A 17,958-nucleotide genomic window follows, 5' to 3' on the forward strand; every position below is an offset into this window, starting at 1 on the left:
CCCGAGATTATGAAGCCTCAGGATTTCTCGATAATCTACCATGATTATCGCCCTCCTTATAATAGTAGTCACACATTAGGTGTGCCACAATCATTATAAGGAGAACTTTAACGGCTGGTACAGCCAACCGGTAAGATGGTACAGAATTAGCGGCAGGGTGGTACAGTTAAACCGTGCAGTGTGTCACGAGCGACCGTTATTTACAGGTTTATCTGCAACCGCCTCAATGAACTGTGTATACTCTTCTTTTGTCCAGAAAAGCATTTCCTTTGATTTTTCTTTCCCCATGGATCCCGCCTTACGTGCAACATTACTTTTCAAATCATAAAAGTTAACTGCATGATTCAAAATCGCACTCATTTGATTGTGGATTGTCTTAAGATATACTTGCGAATATCCCTTTCCATTGGCATCTCGATGATTCATAATCATGTTTTGCCACTGACGGATATCCGCCGTCTTGATCTCCTTCAGTTTTCTGTCCGTAAAATACGGGAGAATCTTCTTATCGACAATGTGTTTTTTAGTCAGCCAGGTATTATATTTAATCCTGGGTTTAATATCGTTCAGATAAATATCCACAAAATCTCCGAATGTCATATCCAGGCTTCTATTTTCCTTTAATTTGAACGCCCTCTCCCAGTCTTGCGCATCACATTTGCGCTTAAATCCTCTCTTTGTCTTTTGTTTTCTGACACCTGTCCAATCCTTATAATAGGTGCGAACTTCATAAGTATTGGTCTTTTTGTTTTTAATAACTGCCATTCATTTTCACCTTCTTTCTTGAACTCTCACATTATTTTGTTTCGCTCATACCATAAACACGTTCTTCAAAATATTTACGGCTAATTTTGCCCTTAACAACCACAAATCCCTGTTTTTCCAGTTCATCGTTTAGCTTGCGTACCAGACGATAAGCAAAGGAATCAGATACTTCTAATTCCCGGGCAACTTCTTTTGCTGAGATAAATAATTTGCTCGCCATATTTTCTTCCTCCTTTCCCTTTTTATAAATTCCATCAGTTCACTTCTGAACTGTTCGCTCATATCATAACATTTCATTTTCGAAATGTCAACAGAATAATTTCAATATTGAACGGTTTGTTTTTATATTTCATTTTTGAACTGTTCATGCTATAATAAGAGACAAGAACTGTGAAGGAGCGATCAATTATGACTGTTGGAGATAAAATCAGAAAATATCGGTTAGAACAAGGATATACCCAAAAAGAATTGGCCATAAAGGCAGGACTAAGTGAGTCAGCTGTAAGAAATTATGAACTTGGGAACCGCACTGCTTCTCAGGATCAATTAGAAAAAATTGCCAATGCATTAAAAATCAGCCCATTCGCACTGGCTGATCCAAACTTTGATACCTATATAAGTGTTATGCATTCCCTATTCGCACTGGAAGACCAGTATGGACTCCATGCCTACAGAGATGAATCCGGGGTACCTCAACTGATGTTTAAGGATAAAGGGCATGATTCATTAAATATGCTAGATCAAATCGGTGAATGGGCAGATATATACCAGAAATACAGAAACGAAGAGATTACAGAAGAAGAATACTTAAATTGGAAAAGTAGATATTAATTATAAGGGGAGATGTTATGGGATTTTTTAGTAAACTATTCAATAATCAGAAAAAAGAATCTAAGATAGATTCAACTGCTCTAACACCGCAAAAGTCGGCACTCTCAAATTCTATTTTACTTAATGTACATCCAGACATACGAAATTACATTTGGATTGGCGATGGTAAGATGAAAAATTATACACCGCAGCAAAATAATGGTCAAAAAGTAACCATTAACGGCGTTACATTTACCTTTTCCTTCGGCCTTCAAGAAGAACCTAGTTTGATATTTACTAATCTTCCTATAGCCACAAATACTACCTCCGTTGAGAGACCACCCTATTTTCCAGTTTATAAAGAACTTTCTCCTGCACAAAGAGGTATGTATTGGAAGCTGCTTGCAAATCCGTATGATTCCTCTATTGATATAGGTTATGTTTTTATTTTATATTATGGCCTGGAACGTTACTTATTAACAGATAAATACGAAGAAGTTATAAATATTCTTCTTAAACTAAGAGATGTACATACCAACGCTTCCTTTCAATCCTACTCTGCAAATGCTATTATTTTAACTTGCCTCGTTCGTCAAAGAGCAGACCTTGTAATGAAATTTATGAATTCATTAGACAAAGAACATGAATACCGTTTCTCTGATAATCTCTTCCTTTTATGTAAATACTGTTTAAACCTTTCATTAACAGTACCTGAGATAATACGCCTTGCAAAATCATTTGAATTCACAAAAACAACTTACATAAAAAACTATCCTGATACGTTCTCTGAAATTTTAACCGAAAATATAAGAGTAAAATATAACGGAAATGAAATCCCATGCGAAAAATTATTAACAAAAGCTGAATTCAATAAGCTTCCTAAACAGAAAATTCCTGTTTTTGCAAACATTTCTATTCGAGATAGGGATATTGAGGTTCCACAAATTTTAACTTCATTCAAATTTAAAAAGGATATCTATTTTCTATTAGAAAAAACCCATGAAGAGGTTAAATCTAAATTAGCTGAACTGCGAAAAAAAGGAACTGCACCAGAGAAAAAAGCCACACCCCAAAAACATCCTAAAGAAGTACTCTCTTTTGATACTTCGCAAGAAACTCTTTTACTTTCAGATTACCAAAAAGCTAAAATTGGTTCAACTGATCAACATTTTGCCTTAATTGCCCTTCAAAATTTTTATTACAAATATCGGGCCATTGATGATAAATATTTGGAGCTATGTATAAAATACTGTTTAGAAGATATTTCTAATCTTTCAACAATGCAGAATAGTTATCTCAAAGAAGAAGAAAAAAGGATTAATGATATGTTTTTCCTTTCTAAGACTGAAAAGCAAAATGAATTAAAGAAAATCACAGCATTCAATGGAACAATACCAGCTTTTAAACGTTTGGCTATAATTTATGAAAAAGCAAAAGACTTCAATTCTGCAATAAATATTTGCGAACAAGCTATTAACTATTATACTTCTATAGGAATGTTGTCTCAAGCAAATGAATTTCAAGACCGTCAGGAAAAACTGTTAATAAAGAAGTCTAAACTCTCTAAATAAATACTAATTATTGTCATTTGATTGTCACGAGACATAGAAAAATCCCGCAACCCCGCATAAATGCTGGGATTGTGGGATTTACTCTCCTATTCAAACTCAATCGTCCCCGGCGGCTTGCTCGTCAGATCATAGAACACCCTGTTAACACCCTTCACCTCATTGATGATCCTGCTCATCACCTTCTGAAGCACATCAAACGGGATCTCCGCCGCCTCTGCTGTCATAAAGTCGATCGTTTTCACTGCCCTGAGCGCCACTGCATAGTCATAGGTTCTCTCATCACCCATAACTCCCACAGAACGCATATTTGTCAGGGCCGCGAAATACTGATTAAGGTCACTGTCCAGACCGGCTTTTGCGACCTCTTCTCTGTAGATTGCATCCGCATCCTGAACAATCCGCACTTTCTCGGCAGTCACTTCACCGATGATACGGATTCCCAGTCCCGGACCCGGGAACGGCTGACGGAATACAAGCTCTTCCGGAAGACCAAGCTCCAGGCCGGCTTTTCGCACTTCATCTTTAAACAGATCGCGCAGCGGCTCAATGATCTCTTTAAAATCAACATAATCCGGCAGGCCGCCTACATTGTGGTGAGATTTAATGACGGCTGACTCTCCGCCAAGGCCGCTCTCTACCACATCCGGATAAATAGTTCCCTGTGCCAGGAAGTCCACAGCTCCGATCTTCTTCGCCTCTTCCTCAAATACACGGATGAACTCCTCACCGATAATCTTACGCTTCTGCTCCGGCTCTTCCACGCCTGCCAGTTTGCTGTAATATCTCTCCTGCGCGTTCACGCGGATGAAATTCAGGTCGAAGCTTCCGTTCGGGCCGAATACGGCTTCCACCTCATCTCCTTCATTTTTGCGAAGAAGTCCGTGGTCTACAAACACACAGGTAAGCTGCTTTCCGATCGCCCGGGAAAGAAGTCCTGCTGCCACAGATGAATCCACACCGCCGGACAGCGCCAGCAGCACTTTGCCTCCGCCCACTTTCTCGCGGATCGCCCGGATAGAGTTCTCCACAAACGCGTCCATTTTCCAGTCTCCGGCGCACTCGCATACATTTTTTACGAAGTTGTTGATCATCTTCGTTCCCTCAACTGTATGCAGGACTTCCGGATGGAACTGGATCGCATAAAGCTTCTTTTCCGCATTTTCCGCTGCCGCCACCGGACAGTCTGCGGTATGTGCGGAGATCTCAAATCCCGGAGCCACTCTGGAAATGTAGTCGAAATGGCTCATCCAGCAGATCGTCGGAGTTGATACCCCTTCAAAAACTTTTGAAGCGGTTTTGTCAATGAGCACTTCTGTCTTTCCGTACTCTCTTACATCTGCCTTTTTCACTTCGCCGCCAAGCACATGCATCATAAGCTGCGCGCCATAGCAAAGGCCCAGCACCGGGATGCCGAGTTCAAAAAGCTCTTTTGAATATGTCGGGGAGTCCGGAAGGTAGCAGCTGTTCGGTCCTCCCGTCAGGATGATTCCCTTCGGGTTCATCGCCTTGATTTTTTCGATATCTGTTCTGTAGGAATAAATTTCGCAATACACGTTGCATTCCCTGACACGTCTTGCCACAAGCTGGTTGTACTGGCCGCCGAAGTCAAGGACAATTACTAATTCGTTCTTCACTCTTTTCCTCCTGATGTATCTGTAAATGATGTTCAACATCGGTACGAAGACGCCCGCAGCATCAGCCGCAGTGTCTTTTGAGCTCCAACGCTGTTCCGAGTTCAATTATAGTTGAGGGCACCGCATTTTACAAGCATTTCTTTCTTACGTTCCTCCCGCTTCGCCTGCATTCTCCTCCCGATTCGCCTGCATTCTCCTCCTGCTTTCGCCTGCGCAAACCGTGTTGAAAATTGTCGGAAACTATTTTATTATTGTCTTATATTTATGATGCGATGTCTGCGGATTGTTCCGTGCCATGTGCCCCCGCAATCCCGTCCAATACAATATTCGCATATCGGGGGAATATACGTCCCATCACTGATTATCCTGCACGGAAAGATTCCTGTCATCGCCCAGAGAAAGGAGGCCGCCATGCCTGATATTACAGGTGCCGCTGGTGCTATACTGTCCGGCATTGTCACCAATATACTTACCGACGCCGTGTACCGCGGCTACAGCAATATCCGCAGCCTGAAACGCACAAGCACGCCGGCCCGCACAGAGATCCGGCAGCGCATTTCGGAGTTTCTTAAGAATTACGACGGTACTCTGATTGAATCCGCCACATTCGCAGAATATCTTGAGCTTCCCCAGGTCTCGGACACCCTGCAGGATTACGCGTATTACACTGCTGCCAGCTGCTCGGCAAAGGGAAAGCCGTCCCTTTCGACAAGTGAACAGGTTATTGATTATCTGACCAGGAATGCTCTCTCTCACTATCATGAAGAGCTGACGATTCCCGACCGGAGAATGATCGAAAAGTTCTTCTCTGATTTTTTTGATGTCAGCAGAAAATATTACTTTGACCGTCTTTCCGAGAGGGAACAGTATGTCCTCTTTCTGATCGGGGATCGGCTCGCAAAGATGGAGGAACATCTCAGCAGAAATATTTCCCGGGATGTGCTTGATAAGAATGAGCAGTACACGGAGATTATGCGCCAGTACACCGCAATTATACGAAAACGGAACCAGTCTCTGTTTGTCTATGGCTTCAGGGAGCTTAAACTGGACGATTTTTATGTGATTCCGAAACTTGTCAAACACCCCGGCCCTGCCCGCTTTGACAATATGCGTTTTGACGCCTCTGATATAATAAACTATCATATATCAGACGGTAAACTGGACACAAAAACTTTCTGTCCCTACACCGATATTTTCCGCTCGGATGACATCATATATGTAATCGGCGGGCCCGGATACGGCAAATCAATCCTGCTGAAAAATATCGTTCTGCACAGCGACAGAATGAATTTTGACAATTCCGGCGACTACCTTGTGATCCGCTGCGATCTGAAAACATTTTACAAAAATCCGCAGGGCCGCACTCCTTCTGTCATAGAATTTCTGATTGAATCGATGGTGGAAGAAAGCGGGATGTCCAGAAATGATCTTACCGAAGATTTTCTGAATTATTATCTGAAAATCGGAAGGGTTATTGTTCTCTTTGACGCACTGGATGAAGTTCCGCGCCAGTACCGGACAAAGCTCCACAAAACGATAACAAGCTATTTTCTCTCATACAGTCCGAAAAACAAAATATGCATCACTTCCAGAGAACGCGGTTTCTATCCGCAGAACGAAATACCGGTGTTTGAAATCCAGCCGCTTCGCCGCAAGGAAATCGATACATACCTGGACAGAATGATCCGGCTGCACTATTTCAGGGAAGAGGACAAACCGGTCTTTTTCCGTCAGGCCAACGCGCTTGTCAGCCAGAAATTTCTGAACAGTTTCCTGCTTCTTTCTCTTCTGGTCAGCATTTTCCAGGCGGAAAAGGAACTGCCTCAGACAAAGGTCGAACTGTACAGCAAATGTTTTTCATATATTTCACGCGACAGAGAGAAAGACAAGGCGGAGATCAGTGAAAAATACAACTGGAACGACATTCTGCGCATTATGAAGGACAGCACATTTATCGAGCTGTCAAAGCTCGCGTGCCCGAACAACGAAAGCATCGCTGAGGAAACCATCCTGGATGTCCTCTCGAAGGTGTATAAACAGAAGTTCGGCGGAATTGCCCGGGCAGAGACGGCTGTGGAAGAGTTCCTCAGATTCTGCTCTGAGCGCACAGAACTTTTTGTGCCCGCACAGCAGGAAGGTTCCTACCGCTTCTTTCACCGCTCGTTTTTTGAATACTTTTATTCAAAATATCTCTCAAGAGAAAAAAATGTGAGGAAGATCGTGCAGGGATTCCGCAAATTTGATCAGGATTCCGAAGTGTTCGAGCTCACAGCTGCAATTTTGAAAAATGAGGACGAGTTCCTCTATCAGCAGCTCATAGAATATCTTCTGGACAAGGCATCTGAAGGCCTCCTTGCCGACCGTATGAAAGCAGATATGCTGAATATTCTTACTCTTGTCATGCAGGCAGTCGATGATCAGCAGTATATTTTCGACTACTGTAAACTGTTTTTACTGAACAGCCGGCTTATCGCCTCGAAACATTTTATTATGATACCGCTGTACAGAGGGCGGGGCAAATTTTTGAAAAATGAAACAGTCATCAGCAGTCTCCTGCAGAAATTCTGTGCCTCAGATCCGCAGCTGCACGATCTTTTCTATCAGGCATACCGGAAATACGCCTTTCCGGCCGTCGCCGCATTTCTGAGCACCTCCGTATTCCAGAATCCGGAGCAGATCCTTGCGGTGCCCGATGGCCCCCGCTTTCTGCGGGCGCAGGTACGTGCCGTTCCGGAAATGCTGAAAAACGAATATTATATGGGCGTAATTTTCTCTCACCCCGACTGGAAAAACTTTTTCATGGAATCTGTAAAGAATCTGATGCCAGATAGGCCAGTTGATAATTCGGAAGGTTTGCCGGACGAGCTTCAGCCGGACAAAAGCAGTATCCGGCAGTTTGTGATCTCGCTGAACCATCTTGACCAGTCTCAGCTTGAGAAATACTGTGATCTTATATTTGGAACGAAACAGTTATCTGCCGGAGATGCCGCATCTTCTTAAAACACATTTCAGGATTGTAAGCGGCCATCAGAGTCTCAGGCAAGCCCGGACTTTTAATCGGCCGCATGTACAAAGAGAGGGCACCCCGCAAGCCGCTCATGGCTTTTTGGGGATACCCTCTGTGTTTTCTGTTTATCCGCTGCTTTTTATGTGGATGCTGTTTCACATATCTTACGCCGCGTATTTTGCAATCTTCTTCTGCAGTTCATCACAGTCGTCGGAATACATTTTCAGTTCCATCACATTGTTCAGCCCAAGATTCATAATTCCGAGAATTGATTTTGCATCAACCACAGCCCGGCCTCTCTTCATATCCATGTCGAATTCGTACTTGGAGACCGTGTTCACAAATTCAAGGATTTCCTCAGGGCTCTTAAAAGCGACCTTCATTTCGTTCATTTAAAAATTCACCTCTTCTTTGAATCATATGATACTGGAGCAAAGTATCTCTGCCCCGGCGTCACTGCACTGTGAAAAAAGCTTCAAGTTTTCTCTGCCGATTATGCTCCAATATACTACCATATTTTCCCATCACAAAAAGGGTGAATTTCTTCAGAAAGGTGTAATTTCTTAATGACCTGACTTTCTGTATTCGTTCGGAAGCACGCCGACTTCCTCTTTAAATACCCGGCTCATATATTTGGGATCCGAGTACCCTGTAAGTTCAGAGATCTGGTTCAGCTTCAGCCTGGAATTGCGCAGCAGATCTTTGATTCTCTCAATCCGGCAGCCGGTTACCGTCTCCTTGAATCCGGCGCCGGTCTCCTTTTTAAACTGCGTGCTCAAATATTCCGGAGAGACAAAGAGCCTGTCCGCCGCTTCTTCCAGCGTAATCCCGTGATCATAATATTTTCTCACAAGCCGCACTGCTCTGCGTATGAGCGGGCTCAGATCCTCATCCCCCTGCTCGCCGAACGCTTCCCAATGAAGCAGGCTGAAATATTCTTCCATCGCAACGCGTATCCTGTTCCAGCTTACAGCGCGGGCAATCTCTCCGAGACAGTGCTGAATGCGCAGCTCTGAGCCTATAATATTCACTTTTCTGTACTCGTCCAGTACACTTAAGTTGAACCGGATCAGACACTCACGGATCTGTTTCGGGCTGTAGATCTCATGCCGGAGCAGATCATAGAGACGATAATACGAGCCTTTGATCGCCTCGCCCTTTTTGGCCACTACCTCCTCCCTGACCCGGTTTTCAAGCTCCATCGGGTATTTCAGCGGTTCCACTTTCAGTTTTGCAATGTCATCCGGACGGATGAGATCTCCCCTGTCAAAAACAAGGTTCCACTCCCGCAGGTTCCTGAGTTTCTTCAGCGTCTCCATCAGCGCATCCATTCGCTCCATCCGATCCCACAGGCAGATAACTTCGCCTCGCAGACGCCCGCACAGAAGCGGCACCACCCGCTCCGCAAAAACCCGGTATTCTTCCTGTATTCCCGTCGGCCTGTAGATCACAGCGCCGATCATCCGCCAGATATCCGCCTCGATCACACACAGGGAAATGCCGTTTTCTTTTCCCGCATATTCAAGGATTCGCCGGACTTCTTCCCCGTACTCAGCGTAGCTTCCTCCTAGCCAGACAGTAAAGAGTTCGCCCGGCTCCTCCAGTGTGAATCCGTATTTTTCTTTCGTCATCCGGTGAAATTCCCGATCTGCCTTAAGCTGGCCGCTCATACAGCCGGTGAATATATTGTCCACGGTGAACGTGTGCTCCAGCGCCCGCTCATCCCTGATTTTCGCGGCAGTCTGCAGAACCGCCTTTTTCAGCTGGGCCCGTTTCACCGGCTTAAGCAGGTAATTGTCCACGCCCAACCCGATGGCCTTCCGCGCCCGGTCAAAGTCCCGGTCCTCTGTGAGGATAATCACTTTTGTCTTTACATTTTCCGCCCGAAGTCTCTTAAGCATGGACAGCCCCGACAGTTTCGGAAGATCGATATCCATAATGACAAGATCCGGGCGTTCCCGCAGGATCAGCTCATATCCCGCTTTCCCGTCTGATGCAGTGCCGGGCGCACTGTACTCTTCTCCGATCGCCTCAAGCACTTCCACAGCGGTCCTGCGGTCTCTGTCATTTCCGTCAATGACCGCTGTTCTCATGCTTTCCACTCCCTGAGAATTTCAACTATCTCTTCATAGCACCGTGTAAACTCCGGCAGTTTCTCCCTGGCTCCTTCCAGATCTCCCGCACGCAGCGGCTCCACCAGCTCTGACACCGCTTCGCCAAGCGCCTGAAAAGAAAGATTGCCTGCCACTCCCTTAAGCGTATGCGCCGCCTCAAACGCACTTTTGGCGTCGCCGCTTTCCAGAGCATTTACAAGTGTCTCGTAATTTTTATCGTCCAGAAATTTCAGGGCAAATTTCTGGTACATGCCCTCATTTCCCATAAAGCGCGCGATCGCGCTGTCCGGGTCCGCTCCGGCGGCTGTCAGTCTGTCTCTGATTTCAGCATTCATCCCGTCTGCGCCTCCTTTCCACCTGAAAAAAGTATAAAAGAGTTTCCGGGAAATGTAAAGCCTGCTATCCTTTGACAGCTCCTGAAGTCTTAGGATGTACAAAGCAGGAGCAGAAATGCAGCTGCTTTTTTTCTTTCATCGGCTTCTGCATTCCGCTCCTGCTTTTGTATCCGCTTCAGGCATATATCTTACCCATGCTGGTGAAGGTACTTCTCCCGCGTAGCCATCCCGCCCCGGATATGCCGCTCGGACTTGTTCATGTCCAGAACTTTTCGCGCCTCACGGGCAAGAGACGGGTTTATCTGGAGGAGCCGCTCGGTGACATCTTTATGTATGGTCATCACTAATTAGAACGGTTTCATCCAGTCCTAAATCACCGAACAATCTGAGGTAAATATCCACGTTTCCGTCCTTGTCCACTTCAATTTTCTGGATAATCTGTTTTAGCTGTTCATTATTCATATCACGGACAGAAGTGATAGAATTGATATTCTTAAACGTCCTCTGAATGATTTCTTCCAACTGGTCTCCTTTATTCAGATTGTACTCTATCAGCTTCAAGTCATTTTCCAACTTCTCAATCTGCTGTTTCATGCCCCCTATCTTCTCGTTCAGCTCTTCCCTTGTTATCAGATCGTCCGTATACATATCCATGTATTTCTGTCTTGTCTTTTTCAATTTGCCCAGTTCTTCCATAAGCTCCTGTTCGTACTGTTCATTATCTTCTTTCTGCTTATAGACCTTATTGAACTCCCTTACAACACGCTTTATTATACTCTGCTTATTTTTCAAGAGGTCTGCAAAATATTCATCCAATGCATTTATCAGTTCCTCTTCATCCACTGTCACCGCATTAGGACAACTTTCCGCCCCTCTGCCGTTATGCCCGGAACACACCCAACGGATATAGGTATTTCCACTTTTTACCTCCTAAATCGTTTCAAAATAATGTCACAGTTCTCTCGTGTACATTTTATCATGCCCTTTTTATAAAGTCACTTTATTTCTTTAGCCCTGTCATTTTCAGAGTAACCGTTTAGTCATAGATCCAAACTGCTGCTTTTCAGAGGGACAGAACCACTGCTTCCAGTGTCAGCACCAGGAGGAAAACCAGGTTCCAAAATGTAAATTCCTTCATGAATTTCCCTTTACCCTGCGGATATTCTCTCGCGAAAAATTTAAAGGAGATCAGACTTGCCAGAGAGGCAATCAGTGTTCCCAACCCTCCTAAATTCACTCCGGTAATCAGCGCGGAAAAATTCTCACTGAAGCCGGAAAGGAGAATCGCCGCGGGCACATTACTGATCACCTGGCTTGCGATGATACCTGTCAGCAGTTCTCTGCCCTGTACGGCAGAGAGAAGGAGACTGCTGATTTCCGGAATCCGTTTTACATTTCCAATGAAGATAAAAAAGCAGAGAAATGTCAGCAGCAGGAAATAGTCCACCGACCAGAAAAGTTTTCGATTTACAATCATCACAACCGCCAGTACACATACAAAAACCGGCTGGTATGGAAGCATCCTGAATACGACAAGCAGGCACAAAATCAGAAGGATAAAAAAAGGAAGCGAACGGTTAAACAGCTCTCCTTTCTTCCTCTCTGTTTTCTCCTTCACAACAACATCCAAAAGGGGCTCGTCCCTCTGGCAAAGCGCGGCTGCCATGAGCATCAGAAAAGCCAGTCCCGCATAGGGAAGCACTGCTTTCATAAATTCCGCTGCCCCAAGCCCTGACACCGAATACAGATACAGATTCTGAGGATTTCCAATCGGCGTGGCCATGCTCCCCAGGTTTGCCGCAATCGTCTCCAGCACAACCAGTTTCAGCAGCCTGTCCGCCTGTCCGCTCATACGATAGACAAGAATCGTAAACGGAACAAACGTAATCAGTGTAACGTCATTCGTAATCACCATACTGCTGAAAAAGCACAGGATAATCATTACTGTAGAAAGACCTTTCACACTCCCTACTCCTCTGAGAAGAAAATGTCCCAGCAGCGTAAACAGCCCCAGCGACTGGAATCCTGCCACGATAATCATAAGGCAGAAAAGCAGCACAATCGTCCGGTAATCAGGATAAGCCAGATATTGAGAATCAGGATGCACTGCCAGCGACGACAGTACCGCAAGCACAAAAGAAACGCAGAAAACCGTTTCATTCTTTATTATCAGCTTTAGTATTTTCATAATGTTATGTCCCCCACTCTGTCACCAACACAAACAGCATTATTATATTCCTCTGTTTCCCATAAAGCAATACAGAAGCAGACGTACTTGCGGCTGTACGTTCTGCTTCTGCGCAGTATCTTTCGGCTATACGTGCTGATGCAGATATTTCTCTCTTGTGGCCATCCCGCCCCTGATGTGGCGTTCTGACTTATTCATATCAAGTACCTTACGCGCCTCCCGGGCAAGGGACGGGTTGATCTGGAGGAGACGTTCGGTGACATCTTTATGTACCGTACTCTTGCTGATTCTGAATTGTTTTGCCGTCTGCCTCACAGTCGCGTTGTTTTCAATTATATAATCAGCAATTTCCACGGCTCTCTCCTCAATATACTCCTTCAAAAAAATCCCCCTGCAAACATCGTTTTTACAATGTATGCAGGGGAGAAAAAAGTCATGCTCATTTCAAACTACTTTAGTATCAGTATCTCCGCCTGTATTCTTTTTTCAGTCTCACATCTCCCCAGAACACAGCCGGGCAGACCTCGATCACATCCATCACAACACTGTACAAACTTTCCCGCCATTCCCTGTGCCGTAAATCCTTGTACTGTATGGTATTCCCTTCCTCCGAAAAAGTATCTGTAACATTCTTCCATTCAGCCATTTTATCTTTCCTTTCCTTAAAATCCCGCCTTCTGCAGTTCATCCATCATAGCGCTCCTGCGGGAATACAGCGCCCGCCAATTCTCCGCGATCTCAGCCGCCTTTTCTTTCCCGCCGGGATACCGCCGGATCTTCTTAAGGTACTGCATCAGCTCCCTGTACCGTTTTCTGTCGCCTGTTCTCTCTGCCTGTTTATGTACATATGATATGTATATGTCCCGTACCTGTTCCGGGAATTTCTTTTTCAGCGCGTTTTCATATTTATCCACATTAAAGATCAACTGTTCTTTCTGCATACACTGCAGCATACGCTCATACATTCCTTCAGATTCCATGAAAGAATACTGAATACTGTAACTGTTCCGGCTTTGCAGGATTTGTTCCCGATACCGTCCCCACTCCGTCTCTGTACAGACTGCTTTCAGCTTCTGGATGTGCGCCAGATCATGCTGCGGACACTCAAGAACATAGTACTGCAGTTCTTCTTTGTAAGCCTTTTTATCTGCCTGTGCCTCATATATAGAAACCAGCTGCTCGCTGTACCGTGCGACCAGCCCGGGATACTCCCTGTCCAGTTCTTTGCTTTCTTTCAGAATTCGCACCGCTTCATCCAGTTCTCCGCGCTCAATATCCTCCTGTATCTCCATCTCTCTTACCGTTGAAAACCTCCAGTGCTTCCTGTGGTATTCCCTGATCTCTTTCTCCGGATAACCCAACTGATCCATGATTTCCAGCCGCTTCAGGATATTATTCTCATAGCCGTACCGGGCGCTCCACATATTCCCACAATCCGTAGAATCCGTCTGTCTTTCAATCATTTCGTCCAGATACGCCATCTTTTTCTCCAGCATTTCGCGGTTTCGGAACTCATGGGTCAGGAACTCTTCCATATATTCTTCCTTGTAATCTATGACATAATCGCATGCCAGATGGCTTGTAAACCATTTGAACATTTCATCTCTGACTTCTTCGGTACAATTCTCCAGTATTTCTTTCCACTTGTCATAACATGTATTCGCAACCTGCGTTGTGCCGCCGTCCGAATCATCTATATCTACATTCCCGATCGTCTTGAAAACATAATTGGTCAGTTCAAACGCCTGCCGCCAACAGTTCCGTTCCATCAATGTATCCGCTTTGTCTTCCAGATAGCTGTCCATCTCGCGGGTAAAATCCCACGCATTCCGGTAATCAACAAACCCGCTCCTGTCGCCGTACTCCCATACGATCTGATCGACGCCTTCCTTTAACCGGCACATCTGCTTTTCATCTATCCTCACCGCGTATCTGGTCATAAGCGTATTGCGGATCTCATCATCCTGTCCTGCGAGCTGTTTTACAAAAGAGCGAAGTTCCGTTTCCGGAATATTTTCAATAATTTCCTCCAGCTCATCTTCCGCCTGATCCACACCTGATCCTTCTGTCAGGCTCCCCTCTTCTTCCTGTTCCGCGATCTCGTAGAGCACAGCCGCCATATGTTTGCAGTTGTTCCTGTCAGCCGCATAGGGACAGGTGCAGTACATTTCGCAGATCTGCCCATCTTCCATTTCGATATCCACTTCGTAGTCGTCCGTGCCTTTTACCAGAGCATGATATCCGTGTTCCGTTTTCTCAAGATCCTGAACCGCACCGTCATAATAGTACATTTCTCCGCGAGCGAGAATATGCTCCCGAAATAAATCTTTCCAGCCGCTCATAACATTTTCCTCTTTTTTATATCAATATTTTTGACCCTTTTATTGAGCTTGATAAATCACACTCTCAGAATTCCAGCAATTCCGGTTTTAGCAGAAAATCAAAAACATTCATGAATAATATTCCGTCCTTGCCCTTCTCCACAATATTGAGATTTCCGACATCTACGCTGAAACCTCTCATCCGCATCTCATTGTAGATCACATTTTCCATGGAATGCGTCACTTGCATCTGCCGGTAGTTAATCCTTGCATTCCGAAGTCCCAGATCCATAAAATAATACTGCCCCTCATCCCGGAGCCGCTCCAACGCCCATGGATAAAAAACTTTCGGATCTCTGTAATCAATATTATCGAACAGATCAAACGCCATCTCAATGATATGGTCTTCATCAACGCCGTTTGCTACCAGGTATTTTTCAAACAGAGTCCTGAGCAGAAAAGACTTCCCGCAGCGTCTGATACCGGTAATCACTTTGATCAGGCCATTATTCTGCCGCTGGATTAATTGTCTCAGGTAATAGTCTCGTTTAATCTCTATATCCATATCAGCCGCCCCCTTAAAAGATATTTCGGTAAAAATTTGCCAAAATATCTTTTACGAAGCAGAAAGGCAGCATTTCTGCGGCCTTTTCTCTGATATTCTATTAAATATTTACCTGTATTTTTCTATACTCAATCATAACAAGCTGTTGTGCAGAATAGTTGTTATCATTTTCCTGCTAAATGCCTCAGTGTATCTTTCAGGTCATCGCTGAATCCTTCCAGATCATTAAATGTGATCGCCCCCTCATTCAGCAATGATATCATAATGGAAAGCAAGTTCGATCTGCTCATCCGGCACTGTACGCCGCAGTCTTTCTTATCCTCCTGTATCCGCTTCTCCAGCGCCCAGAATCGATCCGACGCATTTCCTCCACCTGACAACAACTCAATGTATTCCTGGTTCAGCTTTTCCATATACGCTTCCTGCCAGCCAGAAATCTTACTGCGGAATAACTTCCAGTCTTTCTCTGAAAATCTGTTCATAGCATATCACCTCGCATTTCTCTGATTACCCAGATATTCTCTGTTCCACTCTGCCAGTCCCATATCCGCCAGCAACCACTCCACGCTCTCCAGCGTCTCTGCTGTCAGCCATTTCGCTGCCTCATGTTCTTACCAGCTCGCCTGATCTGATCGTACAGAAGAAACAGCCCGGCGAGGATATTGTTTCGGTAATGTAACAGCAAATCTGCGTTGACCCTCCTGTATTACTTTATCTATATCCTCTCAACATTACCTTCCTTCCGTATTATTTACATAAATTGTGCTTCGTGCCGCGCCTTCTTTTCTCAGATAATTACCTTCAATCATATCCCGCAAAACGGCTCTTGCTCTACGCTGTTTCACATTTAAAAGCTCTGCTGTCCTGGTACTTGTAATGAAACCTTTTTCCAATACATATTGATAAATCTTCCGTTCCTGCTCATTATCCGGCAGTCCTTCAATACTATCCGGCATTTTTTTGTTAGTATCCGGCACGTTATCGGCATTATCCGGCCCTTTAGTAGCGTTATCCGGCGCTTCATCGGCACTATCCGGCACTGTATCGGCATTATCAGCGCCAGTAACGGCATTAGTCTGTCCACGATAGATATTGATGCGCAAATCCACTTCGCCGCCGATAAATTCCGGTTCCCGCAGGCCGGCGGCTTTTACCTTGCCGATAATTCTGGGGATCCCGCTTCCCCAGTGTTCAATTAAATTCATATAAGAAAATGCATGGGCAAGCGCTTCATTCCTGATTTTAGAATATCCTTCCTTCATACGCTCCAGTGTTTGTCCCATTGGCAATTTCCCCGGAGAAGTAATTTCTAATCGATTATCATATACCGCAACCTGTATCGTGCCATGATCCAGATAACTGCGGTGTAGCATCGCATTGATAATCAACTCCCGAATAGCATCCGGCGGAATTTCGTAAACATCCTGTCGGTAAATGCCAACAATCGTAGCCCCCAGATGAATATTCCGCAGGACAAACTGAAATATTTCCTTCCCTATATATCCCCTCCACCGGCGTATGTCCCACCACCTGCAGGATCTTATCCGCCCCATACATTTTCCCAGCCGTATACTGCGGTCTGTGCCAGATCGGCGATACATCGCTCCACATATATTCCCGGGGCAGCCCGTTGATGATCCTCACCACTTCATCCACATCATCATATTTTGATGCCGGCACTACTTTCTTCACAAAATAATCCGTGATCCCTCCATGGCAGAAAAGCACATTATCTATCTTCTGGACATATCGGATCTCATTTCCTTCCGGCAGCGCAGATTTCAGCTCTTCGAGCTTCTTCACGACTGTGTACGCCGCAGCCGGACTGTATCCGCTCTCCCGCTCATCCCACAAGTAACACAGATCATGATTGCCATATACCCAGAGCGTATCCGGATATTTCTTCGCAAATGCGATCGCCGCGTCAAATGTCTCGTTATACAGTTCCAGGTTATATTCCTGATTCCAGTCATCCGAAATATCCATAAGACATACCGCCCGTTCTACGGTTCTCTTTTCCATGATCTCTTCCGCCTTCCGAAACATCCATGGTTTCAGATGAATATCCGGTATCACAAGTACTTTCATCCCCTGCCTCCTGTTATCTCAGCGCCTCACTCAAACTCTCCGGTATCCCCCTCGGACCCCTGACCGCATAGATCCCATACTCTTCCTTCAGCTTCGCAAACGTAAACCTGTCCGCCTCATATCTCTTCTGCAGCCTGATCTTCATCACCGCTGTGATCGTCAGATTCCTGTCACTGTACTCATACGGGATGTCTGTCTCCATCACCCTGCATTTATACAGGATCGCCGACACCGGTGCCCCCGCATAGATGAACACTGTATCTCCAGCTTTGATGCCTCTGCCCTGCTTCCAGTCAATTTCCCGGGCGTCGTCAAACGCATGTACGATATCATAATACTTCGGATTTGCCGGCACGATCCATTCCTTCGGCGGGCGGATCTTCTGCTGCTTCTTCCTGGAAGCCGTCACTGCATAGCTCTCGTCGATCCATTGACAGATCTCTTCAAAAGGAACCGTCCCGTCCAGCAGAATGGAAATCCAGCTGCTCCGGCTGATATGATACCCGTAGAAATAGCCCGGCTGCCGGACAAGCATATCCGCCAGCATCGGATCTCCCAGC

19 protein-coding genes and 1 pseudogene are annotated in these 17,958 nt (G+C 45.2%); 3 read left to right on the forward strand and 17 right to left on the reverse strand.

Annotated elements, in window-relative coordinates:
- Positions 1 to 183 precede the first annotated feature (183 nt).
- Entirely contained in the window at positions 184 to 765 is a 582-nt protein-coding gene (locus LKD70_RS17160; protein ID WP_227709097.1) for a tyrosine-type recombinase/integrase, read from the reverse strand.
- A 31-nt stretch (positions 766 to 796) separates the two neighbouring features.
- Complete coding sequence (locus LKD70_RS17165) at positions 797 to 985, reverse strand: hypothetical protein (protein ID WP_024720800.1); 189 nt, start codon at positions 983 to 985, stop codon at positions 797 to 799.
- Between the two features lie 188 nt (positions 986 to 1,173).
- Between LKD70_RS17165 and LKD70_RS17170 the strand changes: the two genes are divergently transcribed.
- Positions 1,174 to 1,596 carry a helix-turn-helix domain-containing protein gene (locus LKD70_RS17170; protein WP_227709098.1) on the forward strand — a complete coding sequence of 141 codons (423 nt, stop codon included), beginning with the start codon at positions 1,174 to 1,176 and terminating at the stop codon, positions 1,594 to 1,596.
- 17 nt (positions 1,597 to 1,613) lie between these two features.
- Positions 1,614 to 3,146 (forward strand): TerB N-terminal domain-containing protein, encoded by a 1,533-nt coding sequence (locus LKD70_RS17175; protein WP_227709099.1) that lies wholly within the window; start codon positions 1,614 to 1,616, stop codon positions 3,144 to 3,146.
- 86 nt (positions 3,147 to 3,232) lie between these two features.
- Here LKD70_RS17175 and guaA read toward each other — a convergent pair whose 3' ends face one another.
- Positions 3,233 to 4,780: a glutamine-hydrolyzing GMP synthase gene (guaA, locus tag LKD70_RS17180; protein ID WP_227709100.1), complete on the reverse strand. Its 1,548-nt coding sequence runs from the start codon at positions 4,778 to 4,780 to the stop codon at positions 3,233 to 3,235.
- 411 nt (positions 4,781 to 5,191) lie between these two features.
- Here guaA and LKD70_RS17185 point away from each other — a divergent pair, with 411 nt between their 5' ends.
- Positions 5,192 to 7,780 (forward strand): NACHT domain-containing protein, encoded by a 2,589-nt coding sequence (locus LKD70_RS17185; protein WP_227709101.1) that lies wholly within the window; start codon positions 5,192 to 5,194, stop codon positions 7,778 to 7,780.
- A 171-nt stretch (positions 7,781 to 7,951) separates the two neighbouring features.
- Here the strand turns inward: LKD70_RS17185 and LKD70_RS17190 are convergent, their stop codons facing one another.
- The 14 genes and pseudogenes from LKD70_RS17190 to LKD70_RS17260 all read right to left on the reverse strand — a co-directional run.
- The gene (locus LKD70_RS17190) at positions 7,952 to 8,179 is read right to left on the reverse strand and encodes an HPr family phosphocarrier protein (protein ID WP_227709102.1); all 228 of its coding nucleotides are present in this window, start codon (positions 8,177 to 8,179) and stop codon (positions 7,952 to 7,954) included.
- A 171-nt stretch (positions 8,180 to 8,350) separates the two neighbouring features.
- Positions 8,351 to 9,880, reverse strand: coding sequence for a response regulator (locus tag LKD70_RS17195; protein WP_227709103.1), 1,530 nt, complete (start codon positions 9,878 to 9,880; stop codon positions 8,351 to 8,353).
- The gene (locus LKD70_RS17200) at positions 9,877 to 10,236 is read right to left on the reverse strand and encodes an Hpt domain-containing protein (RefSeq protein WP_227709104.1); all 360 of its coding nucleotides are present in this window, start codon (positions 10,234 to 10,236) and stop codon (positions 9,877 to 9,879) included. The genes LKD70_RS17195 and LKD70_RS17200 overlap by 4 nt, the downstream gene beginning before the upstream one ends.
- A 188-nt stretch (positions 10,237 to 10,424) precedes the next feature.
- Positions 10,425 to 10,574, reverse strand: a pseudogene (locus LKD70_RS17205) (sporulation transcriptional regulator SpoIIID); the annotation flags it as partial.
- Entirely contained in the window at positions 10,564 to 11,079 is a 516-nt protein-coding gene (locus tag LKD70_RS17210; RefSeq protein WP_407690992.1) for a hypothetical protein, read from the reverse strand. The pseudogene LKD70_RS17205 and the gene LKD70_RS17210, both read right to left, overlap by 11 nt.
- Before the next feature lie 220 nt (positions 11,080 to 11,299).
- Entirely contained in the window at positions 11,300 to 12,424 is a 1,125-nt protein-coding gene (locus tag LKD70_RS17215) for an SLC13 family permease (protein ID WP_227709105.1), read from the reverse strand.
- 126 nt (positions 12,425 to 12,550) lie between these two features.
- A complete protein-coding gene (gene spoIIID, locus LKD70_RS17220; RefSeq protein ID WP_227709106.1) occupies positions 12,551 to 12,805 on the reverse strand; it encodes a sporulation transcriptional regulator SpoIIID in 255 nt (84 codons plus the stop codon).
- 79 nt (positions 12,806 to 12,884) lie between these two features.
- A complete protein-coding gene (locus tag LKD70_RS17225; protein ID WP_227709107.1) occupies positions 12,885 to 13,070 on the reverse strand; it encodes a hypothetical protein in 186 nt (61 codons plus the stop codon).
- 16 nt (positions 13,071 to 13,086) lie between these two features.
- Entirely contained in the window at positions 13,087 to 14,766 is a 1,680-nt protein-coding gene (locus LKD70_RS17230) for an SWIM zinc finger family protein (protein ID WP_227709108.1), read from the reverse strand.
- 64 nt (positions 14,767 to 14,830) lie between these two features.
- Entirely contained in the window at positions 14,831 to 15,310 is a 480-nt protein-coding gene (locus LKD70_RS17235; protein ID WP_227709109.1) for an AAA family ATPase, read from the reverse strand.
- A gap of 164 nt (positions 15,311 to 15,474) precedes the next feature.
- On the reverse strand, positions 15,475 to 15,792 hold the full coding sequence (locus tag LKD70_RS17240) for a multidrug transporter (protein WP_227709111.1): 318 nt from the start codon (positions 15,790 to 15,792) through the stop codon (positions 15,475 to 15,477).
- Positions 15,793 to 16,041: 249 nt separating this feature from the next.
- On the reverse strand, positions 16,042 to 16,593 hold the full coding sequence (locus LKD70_RS17250) for an ATP-binding protein (protein WP_407690993.1): 552 nt from the start codon (positions 16,591 to 16,593) through the stop codon (positions 16,042 to 16,044).
- A gap of 37 nt (positions 16,594 to 16,630) precedes the next feature.
- Positions 16,631 to 17,398 carry a metallophosphoesterase gene (locus LKD70_RS18880; protein ID WP_407690994.1) on the reverse strand — a complete coding sequence of 256 codons (768 nt, stop codon included), beginning with the start codon at positions 17,396 to 17,398 and terminating at the stop codon, positions 16,631 to 16,633.
- Between the two features lie 13 nt (positions 17,399 to 17,411).
- Positions 17,412 to 17,958 (reverse strand): MmcQ/YjbR family DNA-binding protein (locus LKD70_RS17260; RefSeq protein WP_227709112.1); only part of this gene is annotated, 547 nt, incomplete at its 5' end.

This window comes from Ruminococcus turbiniformis (assembly GCF_020687545.1).
In the GTDB taxonomy this organism is placed as follows: Bacteria; Bacillota; Clostridia; order Lachnospirales; family Lachnospiraceae; genus Mediterraneibacter; species Mediterraneibacter turbiniformis.

What these genes read in the sequence shown, in the direction of transcription:
- LKD70_RS17160 (WP_227709097.1), bottom strand. Translation starts at nt 765, where the DNA reads ATGGCAGTTATTAAAAACAAAAAGACCAATACTTATGAAGTTCGCACC.
- LKD70_RS17165 (WP_024720800.1), bottom strand. Translation starts at nt 985, where the DNA reads ATGGCGAGCAAATTATTTATCTCAGCAAAAGAAGTTGCCCGGGAATTA.
- LKD70_RS17170 (WP_227709098.1), top strand. Translation starts at nt 1,174, where the DNA reads ATGACTGTTGGAGATAAAATCAGAAAATATCGGTTAGAACAAGGATAT.
- LKD70_RS17175 (WP_227709099.1), top strand. Translation starts at nt 1,614, where the DNA reads ATGGGATTTTTTAGTAAACTATTCAATAATCAGAAAAAAGAATCTAAG.
- LKD70_RS17185 (WP_227709101.1), top strand. Translation starts at nt 5,192, where the DNA reads ATGCCTGATATTACAGGTGCCGCTGGTGCTATACTGTCCGGCATTGTC.
- LKD70_RS17190 (WP_227709102.1), bottom strand. Translation starts at nt 8,179, where the DNA reads ATGAACGAAATGAAGGTCGCTTTTAAGAGCCCTGAGGAAATCCTTGAA.
- LKD70_RS17195 (WP_227709103.1), bottom strand. Translation starts at nt 9,880, where the DNA reads ATGAGAACAGCGGTCATTGACGGAAATGACAGAGACCGCAGGACCGCT.
- LKD70_RS17200 (WP_227709104.1), bottom strand. Translation starts at nt 10,236, where the DNA reads ATGAATGCTGAAATCAGAGACAGACTGACAGCCGCCGGAGCGGACCCG.
- LKD70_RS17215 (WP_227709105.1), bottom strand. Translation starts at nt 12,424, where the DNA reads ATGAAAATACTAAAGCTGATAATAAAGAATGAAACGGTTTTCTGCGTT.
- LKD70_RS17225 (WP_227709107.1), bottom strand. Translation starts at nt 13,070, where the DNA reads ATGGCTGAATGGAAGAATGTTACAGATACTTTTTCGGAGGAAGGGAAT.
- LKD70_RS17230 (WP_227709108.1), bottom strand. Translation starts at nt 14,766, where the DNA reads ATGAGCGGCTGGAAAGATTTATTTCGGGAGCATATTCTCGCTCGCGGA.
- LKD70_RS17235 (WP_227709109.1), bottom strand. Translation starts at nt 15,310, where the DNA reads ATGGATATAGAGATTAAACGAGACTATTACCTGAGACAATTAATCCAG.
- LKD70_RS17240 (WP_227709111.1), bottom strand. Translation starts at nt 15,792, where the DNA reads ATGAACAGATTTTCAGAGAAAGACTGGAAGTTATTCCGCAGTAAGATT.
- LKD70_RS17250 (WP_407690993.1), bottom strand. Translation starts at nt 16,593, where the DNA reads ATGGGACAAACACTGGAGCGTATGAAGGAAGGATATTCTAAAATCAGG.
- LKD70_RS18880 (WP_407690994.1), bottom strand. Translation starts at nt 17,398, where the DNA reads ATGAAAGTACTTGTGATACCGGATATTCATCTGAAACCATGGATGTTT.